Origin of the sequence: Fibrobacter sp. UWB12 (assembly GCF_900142485.1) — a bacterium.
Taxonomy (GTDB): Bacteria; Fibrobacterota; Fibrobacteria; order Fibrobacterales; family Fibrobacteraceae; genus Fibrobacter.
The window spans coordinates 177852-197794 of the sequence record NZ_FRAZ01000008.1 but is presented as its reverse complement, the minus strand read 5'-3'; the positions used below and the strand labels follow the sequence as shown (position 1 = coordinate 197794).

Genomic DNA, 19943 nt, shown 5'->3' with positions numbered 1-19943 from the left:
GACGAAAGAACGGACCTGCGGTCCTACAGACGAAAGACGAAAGTAGACGCAGGTTAAAACGTTATTACAGAAGAGTCCGCGATGAAAGTCGCGGACTTTTTTAGTGACGAATAATTGTTTCGTTTAGGATGACGCTGTAGAAATTGTCGCGAGCTTGACGGCGTTCGCGGCGCTTTGCGCAGCACGCCTACCCCATTCAGAACAGGCTCCGGCCATTAACTTCAAAAAGAACTTGTGCTCATTTTCGAGCGAATCCGAGATGTGAATAACTTCGCCATTTTCGTTATGCGGCGCAAGGCTCACCGAGTAATCGCATGATGGGCCACCATCTCCTCTTGCAAATTCCACAGAGATCGTCCGCACATCGACATTGCTATTGCGGTCTACAATAAAGTCGAGTTCAGCCCCAGCATGCGCACCTTTTACAATGCTTATTTGCATTTGCGCACGGTCTTCATTTTTTGAAATCGTGAACTTTTCCACTTTCAAATCATCATAGTGGAACATCGAAAGGCAAAGGCTTAGGTCATGCACTAGCAAATCTAGCGCCACGTTCACATCGCGGCAACGCGCTGAATACTTGTGTTCACGGCGGAATTCCAAGCGGAACGGGGATTTCGCGCACTTATTCAATTCAGCGCATTCATTCAAGCGTACTTCATCTCGGAAATTGCGGGCGGCATTCTTAACGTCACCGAGTTCCGCCATAAAATGCTTTCGGAAGTTCAAGAACACCGAATTAAAACATTCCGACTGCGCTACAAACAAAATCACGTTATTGCGGATAGCCAAATCCGCGAGCTCTTGCGCTTGTTCGCCAAGCGTTGCAAGCGGCTTTTCCACGAACACCGAAATATTCCGTTCAAGGCAAAGCTTTGCATACTGGTAATGCGTTGTAGCCGGAGACGCAATCACGGCAAAATCAATTTTTTCATTCGAAATAAATTCATCAACGAGCGAAGTACGCATGTTGCCGGCGCTATCCAAATCGTCCAAATCAAAAATTCTTAAAAAACGTACACCGGAATATTCAAAAAACTTGCGATGGCGTTCGCCCATGGTGCCATTACCAAATAGCACCGCCTTGTATTCTTTTTTCATGGAATTTCTATCGTTCAAACGTCAATTACTCTTTCTGTTCAGCTTTCTTCGTACTTTTTTCCATATACATTCGCTTATCTGCAATTTCCATAGCTTGCATAAAGCTAAGCGATGGCGACTGGATTTCACAAGAGCCAAACGAAACACAAATTGGCTTACCCTTCAAGAGCAGCGCACGAGAAACTTCATTCATGTTATCGATATACTTTTTACATTCCTCTTGCGTCGTATTCGGAAGCACAAGGAAAAACTCGTCACCACCCACGCGGAACATCACCGCCTTTTCCGGGAGCACCACGCGGAACAGCGATGCAGTCAAACGAATCAGTTCATCACCAATAACGTGACCATACGAATCGTTCGTACTCTTTAAGCCATCGCAATCCGCTGAAATTACGCACATAGGGCACATTTCAGGCTTGACAGAATTTGAAACCCATTCTTCGAAATAATTTCGATTGTACAAGCCCGTGAGCATGTCAGTGTGGGCATACATCTCAAGTTTTTTTTCAAGCAAAACTTTTTCGGTTACGTTGTTGATAAGACCGACAATACCAATAATATTGCCATCGTCATCGCGAACCGGATTCTTAATAAGTTCCAAAAATTCCGTCACGCCATCTTGATTAATTTCAATGACGTACTGCGTACCTTTGCCCGTGCGAAGGATTTCGCGATCCTGTTCCATCGCGAGTTTCGCATTTTCTTTATCTTTACGGATTTCCAGGTCAGTCTTACCGGCAATATCCCACGACGGATCCTCGGCTCCTTGAAGATGGCGCCAGTAATGCGTCGAAAAAACGTAACGGCATTCGGTGTCCTTGAAGAAAATATTCGACGGAATCTCTTTCAAGATTTTCTTGAACAAGTCATAGTCAATCTTCATCACGTCCATAGAATACTCCTTCTACACCAAATACTATACAACCATACTATTTTAATTTAGCTTTCACTAAGGACTATTGCAACCGGTCACTCCAAAGATTTATATTTGAAAATGGAATATTCAAGGGTAAAATACCCGCTATTGAGGAATTTATGGAAATCAAAAAGACTAATGCCGCACGCATTTTGGACAGACAGAAGATTCAATACGAACTAATCCCATACAAGGTTGACGAAAATGACCTTGGAGCACAGCATGTGGCCGATAGTTTGGGCGAAGATATCAACCAGGTTTTCAAAACGATTCTTGTGCATGGCGACAAGATAGGTTATCTTATTTGCGTTGTGCCGGGCAATCTCGAAGTCGATTTGAAGGGGGCAGCCAAGGTGAGCGGCAACAAAAAAATCGACACCGTTCCGCTCAAGGATTTGACCCCGTTGACAGGTTACATTCGTGGCGGCTGCAGCCCGCTCGGGCTCAAGAAGAACTTCCCCATTTTCATTCACGAAACAGCGATGCAGTTCCCGTACATTTACGTGAGCGCAGGCGAACGTGGTCTGCAGTTGAAAGTAGCGCCGGCAGACTTGATCAAGGCAACGCGAGCAACGGTTGGCGTAATCGCACGTGTCCACCCGGAAGATCCGGACGCAAAGTAAAAAAGTAAGGGGTTGGTTTTATGGCATATAAGTACAAAGTAATTCTCAAAAGTTTCGCAACGGGAATCGCCCTATTAGGAATTGCCGCTTTGGCCGCATGTTCTGGGGACAAAATCTGCGAACCACCGATTCCCGCAGAAACAAGCTCTAGTGAAAACACCATCGAAAGTTCCGCGGAGTCCTCCTCTTCTGTCATTCCCGCTGAAACGAGTTCGTCCTTTGTCATTCCCGCCTCGAGCGGGAATCTCCTTTCGAGCTCTAGCGAAAGCGTAATTGAAAGCTCCGCGGCATCTTCAAGCAGCATAGCTGTTCAATCATCAAGTAGCATTGAAACTGCATCGTCTAGTAGCTCCGATGGCGGGTCTAAGCCCGCCGTGACGAGTTCTTCGAGCAGCGCGGAAGCGGTATCTTCAAGCAGTGCGGAGCCCACTGCACAATACCTCTGGAACGATGAATTCGATGGTGAATCCATTGACCCCACCAAATGGACATTCGACATCGGCACGGGAGCAAGCGGCTGGGGCAATAATGAATGGGAATACTACACCGACCGCAAGGAAAACGCCTATGTCAAGGACGGTGTCTTGCACATCCGCGCGCAAAAAGAAGACTACGAAGGTCAAAAGTACACCTCCGCACGCATGCTTACCAAAGGCAAGTTTGCATTCAAATATGGTACTGTAGAAGCCCGCATTGCGCTCCCAACCGGCAAGGGAATCTGGCCCGCATTTTGGATGCTCGGCGAAAACTTCGACACCGTCGGATGGCCCGCCTGCGGTGAAATCGACATCATTGAAGCGGTCAACCGTGAAAACAAAATCTACGGCACAAACCATTGGGCAAACGGTGCCGAATATGCCACCTACGAAAATAACACCGGCAATTACCGCGATCAGAAATTCGAACTTGACATTACGCAGTTCCACACATATAAATTCACGTGGGACGAGAAATACATTCGCATGTTCGTCGACGATTTCATGTACCATGAGATTCTAATCGAGGGCAATGAGGGAGACACCGAAGAATTCCACAAGCCATTTTTCTTCTTGCTGAACGTTGCCGTAGCAGGCAACTGGCCCGGCTTTGAAGTAGACGATTCACAGTTCCCGAACGAAATGCTCGTCGATTATATAAGAGTTAGCCAGTAAACGGAAGAAAGTAGACAATAGGAAAAAGGCGATCCCGTCCCCATTCGCGGATCATGACTACTAAGCAGCAAAGCTGCAAGTAGTCAAAGAGAACGGTGTCCGGGATGACTGAGCAAGAGAAATCGTTTTAAAACAAATCTACACGCTTCACTTCTTGCGGAGCGTCTTTGCCATTGTTCTTTATGCAATAAGCATAACGGTAGCCGTCATGCAAGTCGATTTCTCGGAACGCATATTCCGGACGCACGCCATCGTGAAATAGCGAAACATTCTCGTTTTCATCCACATGCAACGCAAACATGTCCGGCATAAGGGACATGCCTCGTCCCGTTACTTTCATATAACATTCTTTAAGAGTCCACAACCTGTAAAACGCCTCGGATTGCGCCTCAAGTGTCTCGAAATGTTTGATCCAAGCTGATTCTTCAGGCTTAAAGAAGCGTTCGGCAAGGCGGCCACGGTCGCCCTTTATAATTTCGACATCGCAGCCCACCTCAAAAGGCGAAATAACGCACATCACGCGTTCACCTGAATGAGACAAATTAAAATGCACATCCGGGAAATCAGCGAAAAAAGGCTTTCCGTTTTCGCCATACACAATATGCTCATCAGCACCCGAAAAACCAGATTCTTCGCAAGCCATTTTGAGTAAAATTCCAACGCCCAACGACTGCGTTTTACCTTTTTCAAATTTAAAGGACATTGCCTTTTTTTGACGATATTCAGGAACTTTTTTCAAAAAACTTTCAAAAACGGAAGCATCCTTCAATACAGAAATATCGGCAATGTAAATTCGAGTCGTTTCAAGCACAAAAAAAATATAAAAATCTAACGTTCTCTCTTTTATTTATATAGTTTAAAAAAAGCACTATAAAGCAAGGAGAAAATCATGGCCAAATACAAATGCGAAACTTGCGGTTACGTTTATGACCCTGCAGTTGGTGACCCCGATAACGGAGTAGCACCGGGTACCGCCTTCGAAGATTTACCGGAAGATTGGGTTTGCCCCATTTGCGGTGTCGGCAAAGAAGAATTCGCAAAAGAAGGATAATTGAAAGTTTCACTTGTTGATGCGCCGGGTGCATAAAGCTTCCCGGCTTTTTTGACCTGTTCAAAATTTGTATTTTTATATAACCCTTTAGATCAGGATTCGGTTTTATGAAAAAACAGTCTGTGTTGTTTTTTGTCGCAAGTCTATTGGTCTGCTGTTCCGACAGTGGAACATCTTCGAGCAATTCTAACGAATTTTCCATACGCAGCGACAACAACCACGCCGGAATGATGCGCGTAAACGCAACGAACGCATCGGTCAAGATGGGTCCAAAACAGACTGTTAAATTCACATACGATTTTTCTCTTGACAAGCACGAAGTCACTTGTGGTGATTTCACAAAGTTCATCAAGAAAATAAAATGCGACAATCCCGAATTGCCTGTAACCAACGTGACATTTTTCGATGCAGTGCTTTTCGCCAACGAAAAAAGCAAAAACGATAAACTGGACACAGCCTACAGCTACACCGCGGCAACTTTTGATTCTGAAGGACATTGCACCGATTTAGCAGGTTACACATTCAATGCCCAAAATGACGCCTACAGACTTCCGACCGAAGCCGAGTGGACTTTAGTTGCCTCAAAACAATGGGATCCGAAACAAGGCTGGAACGCAGACAATTCCGATTACAAATTACATAAGCCCTGTACAGCAGAATCCCAAAGCGATTTTTGCGACCTTGCTGGGAACGCAATGGAATGGGTAAACGACTGGATGGGTGTTCTCCACGACACAACCATTACAAACTATGCAGGAGCACCGGATGGTGGAAATGTCGGAGAGCGCGTCGTAAAAGGCGGCAGCTACCGAAATGAAGCCGCGGCAACGTTACTTGACAACCGCGGAGATGTTTATACAGTCACTTCATCAACCAAGGCCAACTATGTTGGATTCAGACTCGCCTTCGGAAAAATTCCTGACGCAGTTTGGATGAACGCCAAGGGCATTGCCACAGCATCACCCATCAATGTTCTCACGACATCTGCATTGCTGAAAAAATCGACGAAAACATACCAGAACAAACTCGTTTTCCGCAATGACGAAACAGGAAACATTGCTTTTGTCAATTTTGCAAACGGAACGCCCACTGTCAAAGAAATCGAAGACTCGGTTGACGCCTACCATCCCACGCTTTCGCCCAACGGGAACCTTGTTGCATTTTCAACAAAGTACGAGGGTATTTCTGGAAATTCCTCGCTTTACGTTCAACGACTCGATTCCATTGAAGCCGACAAAATCAAGCTCGATGTAGAAAGCGCTGCAATTCCGCGCTGGCGCGTAGTCGGAGCCGACACCGAAATCGTTTATGTGTCAAGCACCGAAAATAATTCCGATGAAACGGCATGGAAAAAAGAAGCTACATGGAGTGTTCCTTTTGCTGGCGGAAAATTCGGAAAGCCAAGAAAAATTCTTGACGGGACATTCAATGGAGGCCTCAGCACCGACGAAAAGTTCGCCGTCTCGGGAGCAAGATTGCTCCGTGCACATATCAACGACAAGAACGAAATTTGGTACAACAAAGAACAAGCGTGCAACGCCTCCTTCTCTGAATTGACAAAGCAGACTTTATTCTTGGACTTTGGCGGAAACACCGGAAAGGAATTCTCGGGACACAAGTACACTACCCACGAACAGTTATTGATTGCCGATAGCACAGGCAAACTTATAAAGATGATTCCTGCACCGAAAGGCTACACATTCGACCATACAGAATGGGTACACAACAGCGAAAATCTTGCAGTTGCAACACTCACAAACATAAACGGCGAACATCCTAAAATTGTCCTGGTAAATACAAACGATTCCAGCATTACAGAAATTGCAAACGGCACGGAACTGTGGCATCCATATTTTTGGATTGGCAAACTCCAGAATTTCGAAACATCATTGGACGTTGACAGTGCCGGGCAATACGAGCTCAACTGTCCCTACTCAGGCGACATGAGCACAACAATGACCCGCTACGATTTGGAATTACTTTACAAGCACCGCGATTCCATCAATGTTTTAATTTCGGGTTCCTCTAGACCATGGGCAGGCATCAACCCGATCATTTTAAACAAGAACAAAAATATCTTCTCAATCAACATGTCCAATGCCGCAGTAGACTTGTCCGTTGCAAGAAGAATTTTCTTTGGATATGGAGCCAACCTTTTACCCAAATTCAAAGTTGCGGTTATCTCGCTTGACCTAGACATTTTATTTTGGCGTCATTACGAAATGCCCAGTTTCTGGGATCTCATTTTTGTTCACTCTCCCGGATTCGTTTACGACGAATCTCACAAATTCTGGCCCGAAGGATACCCCAAAGGCTTATACGAACTCACACGCGATTCCTACGGCGAAAACAGCGAAATCAGAGAAACGGAACAAGAGATGCTTGGCCATGTCGAAGGCCCCGGCGAAGGATGGCAAGGAAGCCCCATTTATGTGGACTCCACATACATGGACATTGCAAATAAGCACCCCACCGATATGTTGCTCGAAGAAGTGGAAGCATTCATCCAAGAAGCCAAAGAACATAATATTTTCATCATCGGAGTCATCTTCCCGCAATCCCCCGGCTACAAGGAAACAGGGGCATTCGGGCGATATGGGCTCCGTCGCTCAGTCGCGAAGGAAATGATTGAAAAAATTCAAAAGTACGAAGAAAAATACTCGAACTTTAAATTGATGGACGAAAACAAGATGGGAAATCACGATTACGAAGACATTGACGCCCTCAACTGCGACCATCTTTCGGACACGGGAGCTAAAAAATTCACAAATCGTTTAGATTCGCTCATAAAAGCGCTTAAAATTGATTTGAAATAAGGGGATGCCGGTCAATTATCTTCGTACAGACGCATGTCAATTTTACAGGAAAACGGCACAAAAAAAACGTAGGCTCAAAGGAACCTACGTTTGCGAAAGACATTCGGTTATTGACTAGCGGACGACCTTGCGGTCTTCTGCAGTCATTTCGAGGAACTGGGCAACGGTCATCTGACCCTTGGGGACTCCTTCGGAGTCCTTCCCGCTCGCCTCGGTCATGCCGGTGTGCAAGCACCCCGTCGCGACACTCGGCTTGGGCGGTAATCGCCTTCCTTACGCTTACGCACAAAAAAACGTAGGCTCAAAGAAAGCCTACGTTTGTAATTGTAATCAGTTATTGATTAGCGAACAACTTTTCTGTCGTCAGCGGTCATGTCGAGGAAGGCCTGGACAGTCATGCTGCCCTTGTCGCCTTCTTTACGACGGCGGACAGACACAACACCATCGGCCACTTCCTTCTCACCGACGATGAGGAGGTACGGCACCTTCTGGAGTTCGCACTGGCGGATCTTGTAACCGAGCTTCTCGTTGGATTCGTCGACTTCCACACGGACACCGGCGTTCACGAGTTCCTTTTCCACGGACTTCGCGTAGTCAACGAACTTCTCGGAAATCGGGAGCACGCGGGCCTGAACCGGAGCGAGCCACAGCGGGAAATCGCCCATGAATTCTTCGATAAGGATGCCGAGGAAGCGTTCGATGGAACCCACGGCGGCACGGTGCAGCATCACCGGAATGTGCTTCTGGTTGTCCTTACCGACATATTCAGCACCAAGGCGCTGCGGGAGGTTGAAGTCGACCTGGATCGTACCGCACTGCCAGTCACGTCCGAGGCTGTCCTTCAGCGTGAATTCAAGCTTCGGGCCGTAGAAGGCACCTTCACCCGGGTTCAGGATGTAGTCGAGGCCAGCGAGCTTCGTTGCTTCGGCGAGGGCGGCTTCAGCCTTGTCCCAAATTTCGTCGGAACCCACGCGCTTTTCCGGACGGGTGGAGAACTTCACGACGATTTCGTCGAAACCGAAGTCGTGGTAGATTTCCTTGACGAGGGCGCAGAAGTCAGCCACTTCGCTTGCAATCTGATCTTCGGTACAGAAGATGTGAGCATCGTCCTGCACAAAGCCGCGCACACGCATCAGGCCGTGCATCGTACCGGCAGGTTCGTAACGGTGGCACTTACCGAATTCGGCAAGGCGCATCGGAAGGTCACGCCAGCTGCGGAGACCCGTATTGAAAATCTGGATGTGGCAGGGGCAGTTCATCGGCTTCACAGCCATTTCCACGTCGCCAGCCAGCGTCTTGAACATGTTCTCGTTGTACTTGTCGGCGTGGCCGGACTTGATCCACAAAGTCTTGTTCACGATTTCCGGCGTGATCACTTCCAGGTAGCCGCGACGGTCAATCTTACCGCGGATGTAGTCCTTCAGGGCGTTCACCATCTTGGTGCCCTTCGGGTGCCAGAACACCATGCCCGGAGAATGGTCTTCGATGTGGTAGAGGTCCATTTCCTTGCCGATCTTGCGGTGGTCGCGCTTTTCGGCTTCTTCGAGGAACTTCAAATAAGTTTCGAGACCTTCCTTGTCGGCAAAGCAGGTGCCGTACACACGGGTCAGCTGGTCGCTGTTCTGGTCGCCATGCCAGTAAGCACCGGACATGGAAAGCACCTTGAAATTCTTGAGCTTGCCAGTAGAAGGCACATGAGGACCGGCACAGAGGTCTTCAAAGTTCTTGCCCGGTTCGCCAGTCACGTAGAAGCTGAGCGTGCCGTCGCTGCCTTCGCGGGCGAGTGCGCGCTGAGCGTTATCGGTCTTGTACTTGTCGCCTTCAGTGCGCTTCAGGCCATCTTCGGCGCTGACTTCGCAACGCACGAACGGACGGTCTTCCTTGATGATTTCCTTCATGCGCTTTTCGATGCGCTCGAAATCCGACTGCTGGATCGGGGTCGGTGTCATCAAATCGTAGTAGAAACCCTTGTCGATAGCCGGACCGTAAGCGAGCTTAGTGCCCGGGAACAAGTCGCAGATAGCTTCGGCGAGCACGTGGCTACAGCTGTGGCGGAGGAGCATCAATGCATCCGGATCGTCGTTGCTCGGGGTGATGATCTTGATAGCGCCGCTTTCTGTGAGCGGGCGCTTGAGGTCGAGGACCTTGTCACCGAGCTTAACGCCGAGAGCCTTGCGTGCGAGACCTTCAGAAATGCTCTTTGCGATTTCGAGGCCGGTTGTGCCCGATGCTACGGAACGTACGGAGCCATCGGGGAAAGTGAGTTCGATTTGAGACATAATAATTTCCTTTTTCATGGGCGGTTCTCGCCCGGTTCCCCAGAAATACGACATCTGGCGGTGCGCGGTAAGATAGAAAAAGACTATTAGTGTGGCTAGTGGTTGGTGATTAGTGGTTAGGGAATGTAATCGAAAATTGACCCGAAAAACGTCATTGCGAGCGTCGCGAAGCAATCCATACAAAAAGGGAGGGGAAAGCCTTGGTCTTTCGCTGCGCTCAATCCCCAACTGTTCGGCTCGGTCATGCCAGTTTGCAAGTAACCTGTCGCGACTCTCGCCTTGGACAGTTGTCCCCACGCTTCAACCGCCTTCGGCGTTTTCCGCAACCCCTTCGCCTAGGGGACACCCCTAAGACTCCAACTCCATTGTTATATTTAAATGCATGGCAGTACTTCACATACAAACTCAACGATTTTTGCTGCGAATTGCAGGCATTATCGTCCTTTGCTTTTGCAACAATGTCATGGCCCAAGAAATAAACGCCTCGAAAGAAGAAGAACAATTGGACAAAATGCTCGAACATCATAACGAGCGTTACATGCCCAGAGCTCTTGGTTTTAGTGCCGGCTATGCGACACCTAATGTATTTGACTTTTCCATTTTTACTTTTCTTGACGTTTTACCAATCAATATTACAGATGGATATAGTATCCATGTCGGATACGAGCCCCTCCATTTAAGGGTTGACGATTTCGGAGCTTCCGATGACGCCCTGTTTGCCGCAGGAGGATGGTTTCTTTTCAATGGAATTGATGCCGTTGCTAGGAAAATAACGGGTTCCGAATCAGATGGCCCTGGCTTTTTGGTTTTGGCACCACTCTTTATCTGGTGCGGAATGGTTTACATCCCCCTTGTACCGGGTTCATGGCTTGGTATTAACGACCAAAACCATTTTACAACGCATGTGATTCAAGAAGGCTTCCATGCGCGCAGCTTTACTTATACAAACGATTTAAGTTTACGATTTTCAATGAAACCCTCTAGAGGAACAACGGGATATTTTCTGGACACGGGAATCCGTTTCGAAAAGAACTTCGCCGAAGATTTCAAATACAGGTTCTTTGTTCAACTAGGTCTATTTGGCTCAGGGTAAAGCCGCAGGGCGTTACGGGACATTTAACAAATTGAAAGTGGAAGCCCCTTGACTTCGACAATCTATTTGTATATATTGTAGCTAATATTCGATAATCCTCGTGACAGTCGACATAGACCTTTGGGTCCGTACGTGCATTCGCGGCGGGGCCCATCAACTTTCTTGATGGTCCTGTTGGATAGCTGGTAGGAACATGACCTACTCGAGAGCGCTCGCCAAGGCGGGTGCCAGGTAACGCCGGGGAAAGCCCCCGCCAACAGGATTGCAAGATCATCCCATTCCGCGCAGGGCGTGGAAATTTTCAATACATAACAAATAAGCAAGGGCATGTTGTGCGCTGTTTTTTTAGCGTAATCGCAACGGCCTGTCAAAATATCGCCCAATGGCGATGTTTAACCAAAATTTATAAGGAGTAATCATGTTTGAAGATGTTTTCGGAAAATTTAATGGCGGGCCGAATTTTGGCGGGCAAAACGCTATCGGAGATTTCGCCAAGGTGCTGGAAGAAAAGGATGCCGAAATCAAAAGGCTTAAGGAACTTGTTCTGCGTTGCCCTAAGTGTGGAACGAAATTGCGCTATCCGAGAGGATAAAAAATGAAAAAGAATATTGTCCAATCTGAAACCGTTTGGAGGTCACAATTTGCGACCTCCAAATTGGCCAATTCGCAAATTGCGAGCAAAATTGTGGTTATTCGCGATGTTCAAGTAATGATTGACCGAGACATTGCGGAGTTGTATGGCGTGGAAACGAAGCGCTTGAAAGAACAGGTAAATCGAAATAGCGAAAGATTTCCTGAAATGTTTATGTTCCAATTGGATAACGAGGAGTTCGCGCATTGGAGGTCGCAATTTGCGACCTCCAAATCAGACCAAAAAGGATTACGTTATGCCCCTTATGCCTTTACGGAACAGGGCGTTGCCATGCTTTCGGCGGTTCTTCGTAGCGAAAAGGCGATTAAGGTCAGCATTGAAATTATGAATGCCTTTGTCCAGATGCGCCATTATTTGCATAGGAACATCGCAATTGCAAGTCGCCTGGATGCGGTAGAAAATAAGGTCGATGCGAAATTTTTGGAGCATGAAACTAAATTCAGGAAGATTGACGAAAACTTTTCGAAGATATTCCATGTGTTGGATTCGTCACCTCAAAAGGCGAAGGAAGGCGTTTTCTTCAAGGGACAAATTTTCGATGCTTACGCATTCTTCCAGAACATCATCAAGACGGTAAAAAAAGAAATCGTCCTTATTGACGGATATGTAGATTTATCTGTTTTGGAGAGATTGTCTGTAAAGCAAAAGAATGTCTCGGTCAAGATTTATACGCACCCGAAAGCGGAATTACGGCAGGCTGATGTTGAACAGTTCAATAAGCAGTATCCGACAGCATCTATGGACTATACCCAAAAGATGCACGACCGCTTTTTGATTATCGACAACAAGGATCTTTATCTCATCGGTGCTTCACTGAAGGACTTGGGTAAACAATGCTTTGCCTTTAGCAAGATGGATGACCCCAAGATGCTAATTCCCATGATTTTAGCAAATCTAAGATGATGAATGTTGTTCTTTCCTAAAACTTTAAGGTCACAAATTGTGACCTTGAACATCACTCTTTCAGCAGCAATTTGGCATTCTGCAAAAGGCCGTCGTTGTCGAAACGAACGGTGGGATTCTTGCCGTTCTTAAAGGCATCTTCACTTTCGTAGAGGGAAAGCGCGATGCGAATGGTGGTTTGCGCAGACGCATCCGATGACGCCGTACCATCAGCAGGGAGGTTGCCGGAGAACGAAAATTTCTGCGACATTCCATCCTTAAAGGTTCCCTTAGGAATGCGCAACGTTTTTCCGAGCTGAGCCAATGCAGTTCCTGTACTATCGACAAATTCCGCAACTAGGTACACATCAAAGAAGCATGGAGCCACGCCTGTATTTTTTACAGTTATGTTCAGCATGCTCGTCGCGGCAGTACTTGCAATAGAAGCATTCGCGGCATTCTCCGCTGCGTTCCTTGCACCACCCGTAACGCTCACAAGTTCCGCACTCACAACTCTAAAATTATACCCGATCACTTTACTCATGGAATCGGCGAGAGCCTTGTTTTCTTTGTAGAATTTGTAGCCTTCGTCGCTATCCTGATCTAGCACATAATAGGTCAAATGAGCCGTCGTGATGGCATCCACCCAACGCTGCGGCGTCCACTTGAGATACCCACCGGGAATGATATCATTGTTGTTGAGCATGGTGGCGTAACCGGCTTGGTTCTCGGCGATGGTCGGCAAGTTGGCTTCGTAGGCACGCACCAACGAGTCGGGCCTGCCGGGAATGCTGATGAATCCATCATCGCGCTTGGTGATGCCGAGGCTAAGCGCATGCGTATAGACATTCCCCATACCGCTTGATGGCAAAACCAACAAGGTCTTTTTGAATACGGATGCATAATGGTCCAACATCTCTATTTGAACCGCTTCCGAAGGCATTTCGCTGCCGTTCAGGTGCGAAGCGTGCCATTCACCCCACTCGCCAAAAGAACGTATGTCGATGTATTCGATTCGCGGGTCGCCATCGTACTTTTTCGCCAAGGCGGTTCCAAAATCTTTTGCCGCCTGCAAATAAACCGGATCGTCCCAAACGGGAACCGTGGCGCGGTAGCCGTTCCACTGCACAGTGGCGGTAATTTTCTTCGCACCCGATTCATAAACAAATTTCGGAGTCCAGTCGTAATCTTCTTCAGGCGCGTCATTGCCCTTGACAAAGGACGGCGAATACGGAAGCACGCGCAGCGCATAGCCCATGTTATGTTCCGCGAGCGCATCCAACAACTTGTCTAGTTCCGTCCAATCGTAAACATCTTTGGCAGGATTTAATTTATTCCACTTTTGGTAACCGGATCCGTAAGTAACCAAGTCCCAAGCCCTATTGTTCAAGGAACCGTAAGGGCCATATTCAAATTCAGGGACAAAAACCCATGTACCTTCCGTCGGGACTGTAAAGCCCTTGTGCGGGTTGGCCAGCGGCCCATCAAAAGGTTTGAGTGCATAAGTGATTCTGAGCGTATCGACAGATGTACTCGACGAGATTTCCGCAGACGAAGATTGTGCCACCGAGCTACTCGAATTCGCAACCACCGATGAGGACATTGCCGCCGAGGATTCAGCCGCTGACGAAATCGAAGAAGAAGATTCAACAACCGTCGCCGAAGATTCCGCGACAGACGACGAACTATTTTCGCCACTCACAGGTGCAGCACCATTTCCATCGTCACCACAAGCAACGATCCCAACAGCAGCAAAAGCAAGCACTCCAAGCAACGCGAATCTTTTCATTTTACACCTTATGCGCAGTTATAATCGTATAACTGAACGAGTTTACGGTTATTTTGATACCGTCAATTTCACAATACCAGTTTTTGCCCTGCTTGTAAATATTGCAGCGGCTATCTAGAATTTTGCCTTTGCAGAATTCCACGACATCGATATCACCAAGCTTTAGATTACGCTTGATGCGGTCCACGCCCATTTCAGTCGTGTGGACTTTTTCGATATTGTCGAGCAGAATCTTTTTGTCGTCCATTTTTACACTTTCTTGATCGGATGGCGAATCACAGTTTTCCACTTTTCTGGCGCAGTTTTTCGCGGATCGGAAAGATAAATTTCATGATGAAGGCGGTCGCCATTTATGTCGTTCACGTAGCCATTTTTCGCAATAAAATCGTCCATGAGCTTTACGCTAGCGGGTTCATCATCATAAGAACCGAGATGCATCATTTGTACACACAGACCTTCGTCTATAGTTTCAAATTTTGCGAGCGAGCAATCAAGTTTTTTCTTTTTCGCTGCTGTTTCTACAGCCCAATCAAAATCTTTTTGCGTTACAAAATCTGGCAGGCGAATTGCAGAAATCCAATTGAACGAAGACTTGTCGGAGTAATTAACACCATCGACTCCGTCTTGCCACCAGAAACCTTCCAGCGGCGGAACGACATATTCAAAGAAGCCTTCGATTTTATAGTCCGTCTTGTAACTCATTTTAAGAGTGTATGCAACCGCATAAAGTACGTTCAACGCACGCTGATAAGCACCACCTTCTTCATTCGGGTCACCCTTGCCGCGAACAGTAATAAAGTTCGCTTTCGGCACCGTGACGATTTCCGGTTTGTTCTTCGGCAGATAAAATTCCTTGAATTCTTTTTTAAAATCAAATGGCATATTTTCTCCTTTTTTAATCCATAGATTGCCGCGTCACCTACGTTTCCTCGCAATGACGTTTTTCCACCTATGTCCACAAACTCGTAATAAACATTGCACTTGCATCATCCGCCTTCTTGAAACCGCAATGCTCATAGAAGGCGAGTTCTTCGTTGTAGGCGACCACGACAATACGGAGGTAATCCTTGTACTTTTCGTGAACTTTATCGACGAGGATTTTTCCAATGCTTTGGCCTTGATATTCGGGGCGCACGAGCAGGTAATGCACATACGCATTCATAATGCCATCATCCATAGCGCAAATCATGCCGACGAGTTTATTGCCGTCCCAGGCGGAGATGACAGTCTTGAAGTTCTTCATTGCAACGACAAGCTTGTCAGGGAAATGTCCCGAGGACCATTCGACAGAGAGGAAAAGGTCTTTTAAGTCTTGTTCAGAGAAGTCGTGAGTGTTTTTATAAGTAATGCTCATTTTTTTTCTCTTAATGATAATTCCACGTACTAATTCCGCGCACATTCAATTCATAATCCAGCAGAACGTAGCCATCCAGATTATAGCCGCCTGCAAAGAACACATATACAGTATCTTGCATTTTTTTCGTTGAAATGACATATCTATTGAAAAGGCTCAATGAAGTTGTAGTCGGATGGTCGTCTGCGAATCCAGACATTCCCGAAAGATTTACAACTTTGTCACCTTTTACAGCCATCAATTCCATCCCGTCATCCATAATGCCGCAACCAGAAGTGTCCGGGATAAGTACCTCATAAAAAGATACGTTATCCTTATACCCTACTAACGGTTTGATAACGACATCGCTTGACTTGGCATCTCTTTCAGAGATAAGATTTTCGTTATAATCACATTTGCAAATAGTCCGTTTCTTTCTAAAATACTGCTTTACAAGTTTATCCTTTATTTTTTGTTCAGCAGAACTATTCATTGCAATGGGTTCTATTTTTTCAACATTCGTTCCAAGCGGGATCGCCAGTAATGGGAGCATCCTTTTTCCATTTTCCTTCCATGTTTCCAGAGAGAGATTTAAAGAATCAAATTGAATTTTATTTTCTAGGGAACGGGAACTTTTTGCAAGTCCAATTTCACGCCATGTGCGACGCATAAACTTCAATGTTCCTGCATCGACGCGCTTGCCATCGGCATTAATCACTTGCCATGATTGCTTCATGATTTTATGCGAACAAGACTTTATGTTTTTGAAAATTCCACCAGCATCTTCGCCTTCGAGAAACTCACACGATGGAGACCATCCTTTATCCGTACGAACAAACGCCAAGCGGATATAATATCCATCATGTTCATACGCCTTGGGGTCTTCCACAAACCCAATTGCGGAAACTTCCTCACCAATTGAGCAAACTGGCAACAGAAGCATTATAATCAAGAGTGTGAAAATTCTTGTAAAGTTCATGCACTATAAACAAATAGACTAAGAGCGTGTAATAATATAGAATATAACTATATTTCTTGCATGACCATTTACAATATTGGCAATCGGGTCGTCAACAATTATCTTTTTGCAATTGATGAAGGGTACATTCTCATTGACACGGGATACGAGAATGGTTTTGCGCGTTTTCAAAGAAACCTCAAAAAGCTCAATATTCAGCCAAGCGAAATTAAATTCATTTTTTTAACACATGCGCACGACGATCACGCAGGATTTTTGAACAAAGTTCTTGCCATCACAAATGCAAAAGTGATTTTGCACCCCAAAGCAATCGAGCGACTGAAAAGCGGGCAAAATTCTTTCGAAGGCGGATGTTCAAGCATGCTCGCCTACATTTTCTGCAAGCTGTTCGCACTGTTCGGAAAATCTGGACACAAGTTCCCGCCAATCAAAGATGAATATTTAAATCGTTTGATTACCACTGATTCGCAAGAATTTCGCAATCTGAATTTGCCGATTCAAGCCTTTGAGACGCCGGGCCATACCGCAGACCATATTTCTCTTTTGAAAGGAGGAATTCTATTTTGCGGTGATGCCGCCATGAACGGATTTCCTAGTATCAAGCGCAATATCATTTGGATAGAAAATCTGCAAGATTACCGCAAATCATGGGAAAAGATGATTGCTTTCAATCCCGCCAAAATTTATCCATCGCATGGCAAACCGTTTGACGTGAACGATTTGAAAAGATTTATCAAAAGTATAGATAAAATAAAATTACGACCATTATAGTGACAAGTGGCGTTCACACGGTCTATCCGATTATTAAAAGTGATATATCGTCCGATACTTGACCGTTTTATTTGACCTTGTTTTTCTCAAATTTTAATTGTATATTACGTTTAGCACCAGAAAAGGTGATGTTATTAGATCGCAGTCCGCGCAAGCGGGGCGGTCTTTATTTTTTAAGGGAGCAAAAACATGAACAGAATCAAACTTATCGGCATCAACACAGCAGGGGCAAAACGCTTGTGGTATGGGCCAGAAACGAAAATCGGTGTTTTCGCGTCGAGAGATTTTGACGCAGATGATTATCGACTGGAGCAATGGGCCACAGAAATGGGACGATATCATCAATGTCTTGTGGGCACGTTCCATTCGGATGCGGAGCGTCGCATTTTAGATATCGCGCTTGCGAACGGAGCGTTTGCGGTCTGGATTCGCGGGTGCAGCCTCCCCCGCATTTATCGTGGCGCTGTTGAAAAAGCGATGGAAAACGACCACTTGCTTACGCTTTCGTGCTTCCACAGAAAGCACCACACAGAAGCGACTGCGCGTTATTGCGTGCAATTGGTGTCCATGTGCACGAAAAAGCACACGTTCTTTATGAACGAAAACGATTCGCTGTTGGAGCCTGCTTATCGTAAAGTAGCATGGCATCGCAACACGCAGCTTTTTTACGGACGCGATTAGTGCGCATTTCATTACTGTAATAAACGTTCACGCGTTTTCTAAAAATATATCTTTAAAATATGATTACACTTCTCCAAAAATCTGTTTTCGCTCTTGCCATTTGCGGAGCAACTCTTTGCAGTTTTGCGGCAGACGCAAAGCCATACGTCAAGGCAGACGCGCTCCCGAACGCGCTCAACTTCTACCCTGCACCGCCCGAAACAACGTCCGTCCAGTTCATGTACGATATTTCGCAATACATGTGGGGCAAGGCAATGCGAGCGGATTCCGCACGTGCCGCCCTGGCCGTGGCGCAGGCGGTAGAAACGATCGAGGACATGGCCAAGATGTTCAGCGAACCTTTTGGCATGGAAATTTCGGCAAAGAAGACGCCCGCCATCATGAACATGCTCGAACGCGGAATCCGGACGCTTAAGCAGGTGGGGAGCCTGCCCAAGAGGCATTACATGAGGCGCCGCCCCTATGACCGCTTCAACGAATCGACTCTTGTCCCTGCCGAAGAAGAGCGGCTGAGAACGAATGGCTCCTACCCGTCGGGACATACCGTTCGCGCTTGGTCAATGGCATTGCTCTTGGTCGAGGTGAACCCCGCTGCGCAAGACGCATTGTTGAAGTACGCCTATGAATGGGGTCAAAGTCGCGTAATCGCCGGGTTCCATTGGCAAAGCGATGTTGATGCCTCCAAGGTTCTTGTTTCAGGAGCGTTTGCAAGTTTGCACAACGACGAAACGTTCCTTGCCGACATGAAAAAGGCTCGTGCCGAATTCAAGAAGTTATCTGCAAAGAAGAAGTAATTTTAAACTTTTTAACTTTTAGTCATAAAAGGGAGATGCCCGCTCAAGGCGGGCATGACAGAGGGACGTAACGTTTAACTCTACCGAGTTTTTATTCTTTTCTACGATAAACATTCGCGAGGATTGCGCCGGAGATATTGTGCCATACAGAGAATATGGCACCGGGGACGGTTGCCATCGCCAGCGAAGAAAACGCAGTCGCCGCAAGGCTTGTGGCAAGCCCAGAATTCTGCATGCCGATTTCGATGGAAAGCGCTTTTGTCTTGGGCGTCGAGAATTTCAGCAATTTTCCAAGGCCAAAGCCGCAGCCGTAACCGAGCAGGTTGTGCAAAATCACCACCGCGAACACGATAAAACCGGTCGAAAGAATCTTCGCAGCGTTATGCGAAACGACGGCCGCAACAATCATCGCAATCGCAATCACGGAAACGAGCGGCAAAACCTTCACAGCTCGCGCTGTCCATTTGCCAAAGAATTTGTTGATAACAAACCCCAGCGCAATCGGCACGATGACGACCTTCACGATGGAAAGGAACATTGCCATCACATCGACGTTCACCGTCGTGCGGAGCAGTAAATAGGTAATTGCCGGAGTCAGCACGGGAGCGAGCAGCGTATTCACGCTGGTCATACCGACAGAGAGCGCCACATCCCCTTTCGAAAGGTAAGTGATAACGTTACTCGAAGTGCCTCCCGGGCACGTGCCTACGAGAACCACACCCGCCATCAGCGCTGCATCAAGGCCAAAAATCTTGGAGAGCAAAAACGCAAGAGCCGGCATCACGATAAACTGCGCCGCACATCCAATCGTAATTTCTTTGGGTCGCATAAACACCAGAGCAAAGTCGCTCAGCTTGAGCGTAAGCCCCATGCCAAACATCACAACCATCAGCAGGTAATTCACCCACGAGAGTTCAATCCATAGTGTCGATTTCGGAATGAACAGCGAAAGAGCCGCAATCACGAGCACGACAACAGCCATCCACTTGCCAACAAATTCACTAATCTTTTCAAGAATGTGCATTAAGT

The 19943-nt window shown here is 46.8% G+C and carries 20 protein-coding genes; 10 read left to right on the top strand and 10 right to left on the bottom strand.

Annotated elements, in window-relative coordinates; all coding sequences use genetic code 11:
• Window positions 1–123 precede the first annotated feature (123 nt).
• Window positions 124–1101 (bottom strand): Gfo/Idh/MocA family protein, encoded by a 978-nt coding sequence (locus tag BUA34_RS13110; RefSeq protein ID WP_072830315.1) that lies wholly within the window; start codon window positions 1099–1101, stop codon window positions 124–126.
• Window positions 1102–1126: 25 nt separating this feature from the next.
• Entirely contained in the window at window positions 1127–1996 is an 870-nt protein-coding gene (locus BUA34_RS13105; protein WP_072830313.1) for a sensor domain-containing diguanylate cyclase, read from the bottom strand.
• A 143-nt stretch (window positions 1997–2139) separates the two neighbouring features.
• Between BUA34_RS13105 and ybaK the strand changes: the two genes are divergently transcribed.
• Window positions 2140–2643, top strand: a complete 504-nt coding sequence (gene ybaK / locus BUA34_RS13100; protein WP_072830311.1) for a Cys-tRNA(Pro) deacylase — start codon at window positions 2140–2142, stop codon at window positions 2641–2643.
• Window positions 2644–2663: 20 nt separating this feature from the next.
• Window positions 2664–3794 (top strand): glycoside hydrolase family 16 protein, encoded by a 1131-nt coding sequence (locus tag BUA34_RS13095; protein ID WP_254794480.1) that lies wholly within the window; start codon window positions 2664–2666, stop codon window positions 3792–3794.
• A gap of 127 nt (window positions 3795–3921) precedes the next feature.
• Here BUA34_RS13095 and BUA34_RS13090 read toward each other — a convergent pair whose 3' ends face one another.
• Entirely contained in the window at window positions 3922–4605 is a 684-nt protein-coding gene (locus BUA34_RS13090; protein ID WP_254794479.1) for a 4'-phosphopantetheinyl transferase family protein, read from the bottom strand.
• A 78-nt stretch (window positions 4606–4683) separates the two neighbouring features.
• On the opposite strand from BUA34_RS13090, the gene rd reads away from it, so the two are divergent.
• Window positions 4684–4845 (top strand): rubredoxin, encoded by a 162-nt coding sequence (rd, locus tag BUA34_RS13085; RefSeq protein WP_072830309.1) that lies wholly within the window; start codon window positions 4684–4686, stop codon window positions 4843–4845.
• Window positions 4846–4952: 107 nt separating this feature from the next.
• Entirely contained in the window at window positions 4953–7661 is a 2709-nt protein-coding gene (locus tag BUA34_RS13080) for a TIGR02171 family lipoprotein (RefSeq protein ID WP_072830307.1), read from the top strand.
• A gap of 341 nt (window positions 7662–8002) precedes the next feature.
• On the opposite strand, the gene thrS is transcribed toward BUA34_RS13080, so the two are convergent.
• Window positions 8003–9940, bottom strand: coding sequence for a threonine--tRNA ligase (gene thrS / locus BUA34_RS13075; RefSeq protein ID WP_072830305.1), 1938 nt, complete (start codon window positions 9938–9940; stop codon window positions 8003–8005).
• Between the two features lie 382 nt (window positions 9941–10322).
• On the opposite strand from thrS, the gene BUA34_RS13065 reads away from it, so the two are divergent.
• The 3 genes from BUA34_RS13065 (at window position 10323) to BUA34_RS13060 (ending at window position 12588) form a co-directional block, all read left to right on the top strand.
• The gene (locus BUA34_RS13065; protein ID WP_139255949.1) at window positions 10323–11033 is read left to right on the top strand and encodes a hypothetical protein; all 711 of its coding nucleotides are present in this window, start codon (window positions 10323–10325) and stop codon (window positions 11031–11033) included.
• Window positions 11034–11451: 418 nt separating this feature from the next.
• Window positions 11452–11625, top strand: coding sequence for a hypothetical protein (locus BUA34_RS15950; RefSeq protein ID WP_175545460.1), 174 nt, complete (start codon window positions 11452–11454; stop codon window positions 11623–11625).
• A 3-nt stretch (window positions 11626–11628) separates the two neighbouring features.
• Window positions 11629–12588, top strand: a complete 960-nt coding sequence (locus BUA34_RS13060) for an ORF6N domain-containing protein (protein WP_072830299.1) — start codon at window positions 11629–11631, stop codon at window positions 12586–12588.
• Window positions 12589–12640: 52 nt separating this feature from the next.
• Here the strand turns inward: BUA34_RS13060 and BUA34_RS13055 are convergent, their stop codons facing one another.
• The 5 genes from BUA34_RS13055 to BUA34_RS13035 all read right to left on the bottom strand — a co-directional run bounded on the left by BUA34_RS13055 (window position 12641) and on the right by BUA34_RS13035 (window position 16668).
• On the bottom strand, window positions 12641–14356 hold the full coding sequence (locus tag BUA34_RS13055; RefSeq protein ID WP_072830297.1) for a beta-galactosidase: 1716 nt from the start codon (window positions 14354–14356) through the stop codon (window positions 12641–12643).
• 1 nt (window position 14357) lies between these two features.
• Window positions 14358–14603, bottom strand: a complete 246-nt coding sequence (locus BUA34_RS13050) for a DUF3781 domain-containing protein (protein WP_072830296.1) — start codon at window positions 14601–14603, stop codon at window positions 14358–14360.
• A 2-nt stretch (window positions 14604–14605) separates the two neighbouring features.
• Window positions 14606–15238, bottom strand: a complete 633-nt coding sequence (locus tag BUA34_RS13045; protein WP_072830295.1) for a GyrI-like domain-containing protein — start codon at window positions 15236–15238, stop codon at window positions 14606–14608.
• Window positions 15239–15305: 67 nt separating this feature from the next.
• Window positions 15306–15710, bottom strand: a complete 405-nt coding sequence (locus BUA34_RS13040) for a GNAT family N-acetyltransferase (RefSeq protein WP_072830294.1) — start codon at window positions 15708–15710, stop codon at window positions 15306–15308.
• Window positions 15711–15720: 10 nt separating this feature from the next.
• Window positions 15721–16668: a hypothetical protein gene (locus BUA34_RS13035; protein ID WP_139255948.1), complete on the bottom strand. Its 948-nt coding sequence runs from the start codon at window positions 16666–16668 to the stop codon at window positions 15721–15723.
• Between the two features lie 60 nt (window positions 16669–16728).
• Here BUA34_RS13035 and BUA34_RS13030 point away from each other — a divergent pair, with 60 nt between their 5' ends.
• From BUA34_RS13030 to BUA34_RS13020, 3 genes are all read left to right on the top strand, one after another.
• Window positions 16729–17439: an MBL fold metallo-hydrolase gene (locus BUA34_RS13030; RefSeq protein ID WP_072830291.1), complete on the top strand. Its 711-nt coding sequence runs from the start codon at window positions 16729–16731 to the stop codon at window positions 17437–17439.
• Window positions 17440–17628: 189 nt separating this feature from the next.
• Window positions 17629–18120, top strand: coding sequence for a hypothetical protein (locus BUA34_RS13025; protein ID WP_072830289.1), 492 nt, complete (start codon window positions 17629–17631; stop codon window positions 18118–18120).
• Window positions 18121–18179: 59 nt separating this feature from the next.
• Entirely contained in the window at window positions 18180–18914 is a 735-nt protein-coding gene (locus BUA34_RS13020; protein WP_072830287.1) for an acid phosphatase, read from the top strand.
• Window positions 18915–19005: 91 nt separating this feature from the next.
• Here the strand turns inward: BUA34_RS13020 and BUA34_RS13015 are convergent, their stop codons facing one another.
• Entirely contained in the window at window positions 19006–19938 is a 933-nt protein-coding gene (locus BUA34_RS13015; RefSeq protein WP_072830285.1) for a bile acid:sodium symporter family protein, read from the bottom strand.
• Between the last annotated feature and the right edge of the window lie 5 nt (window positions 19939–19943).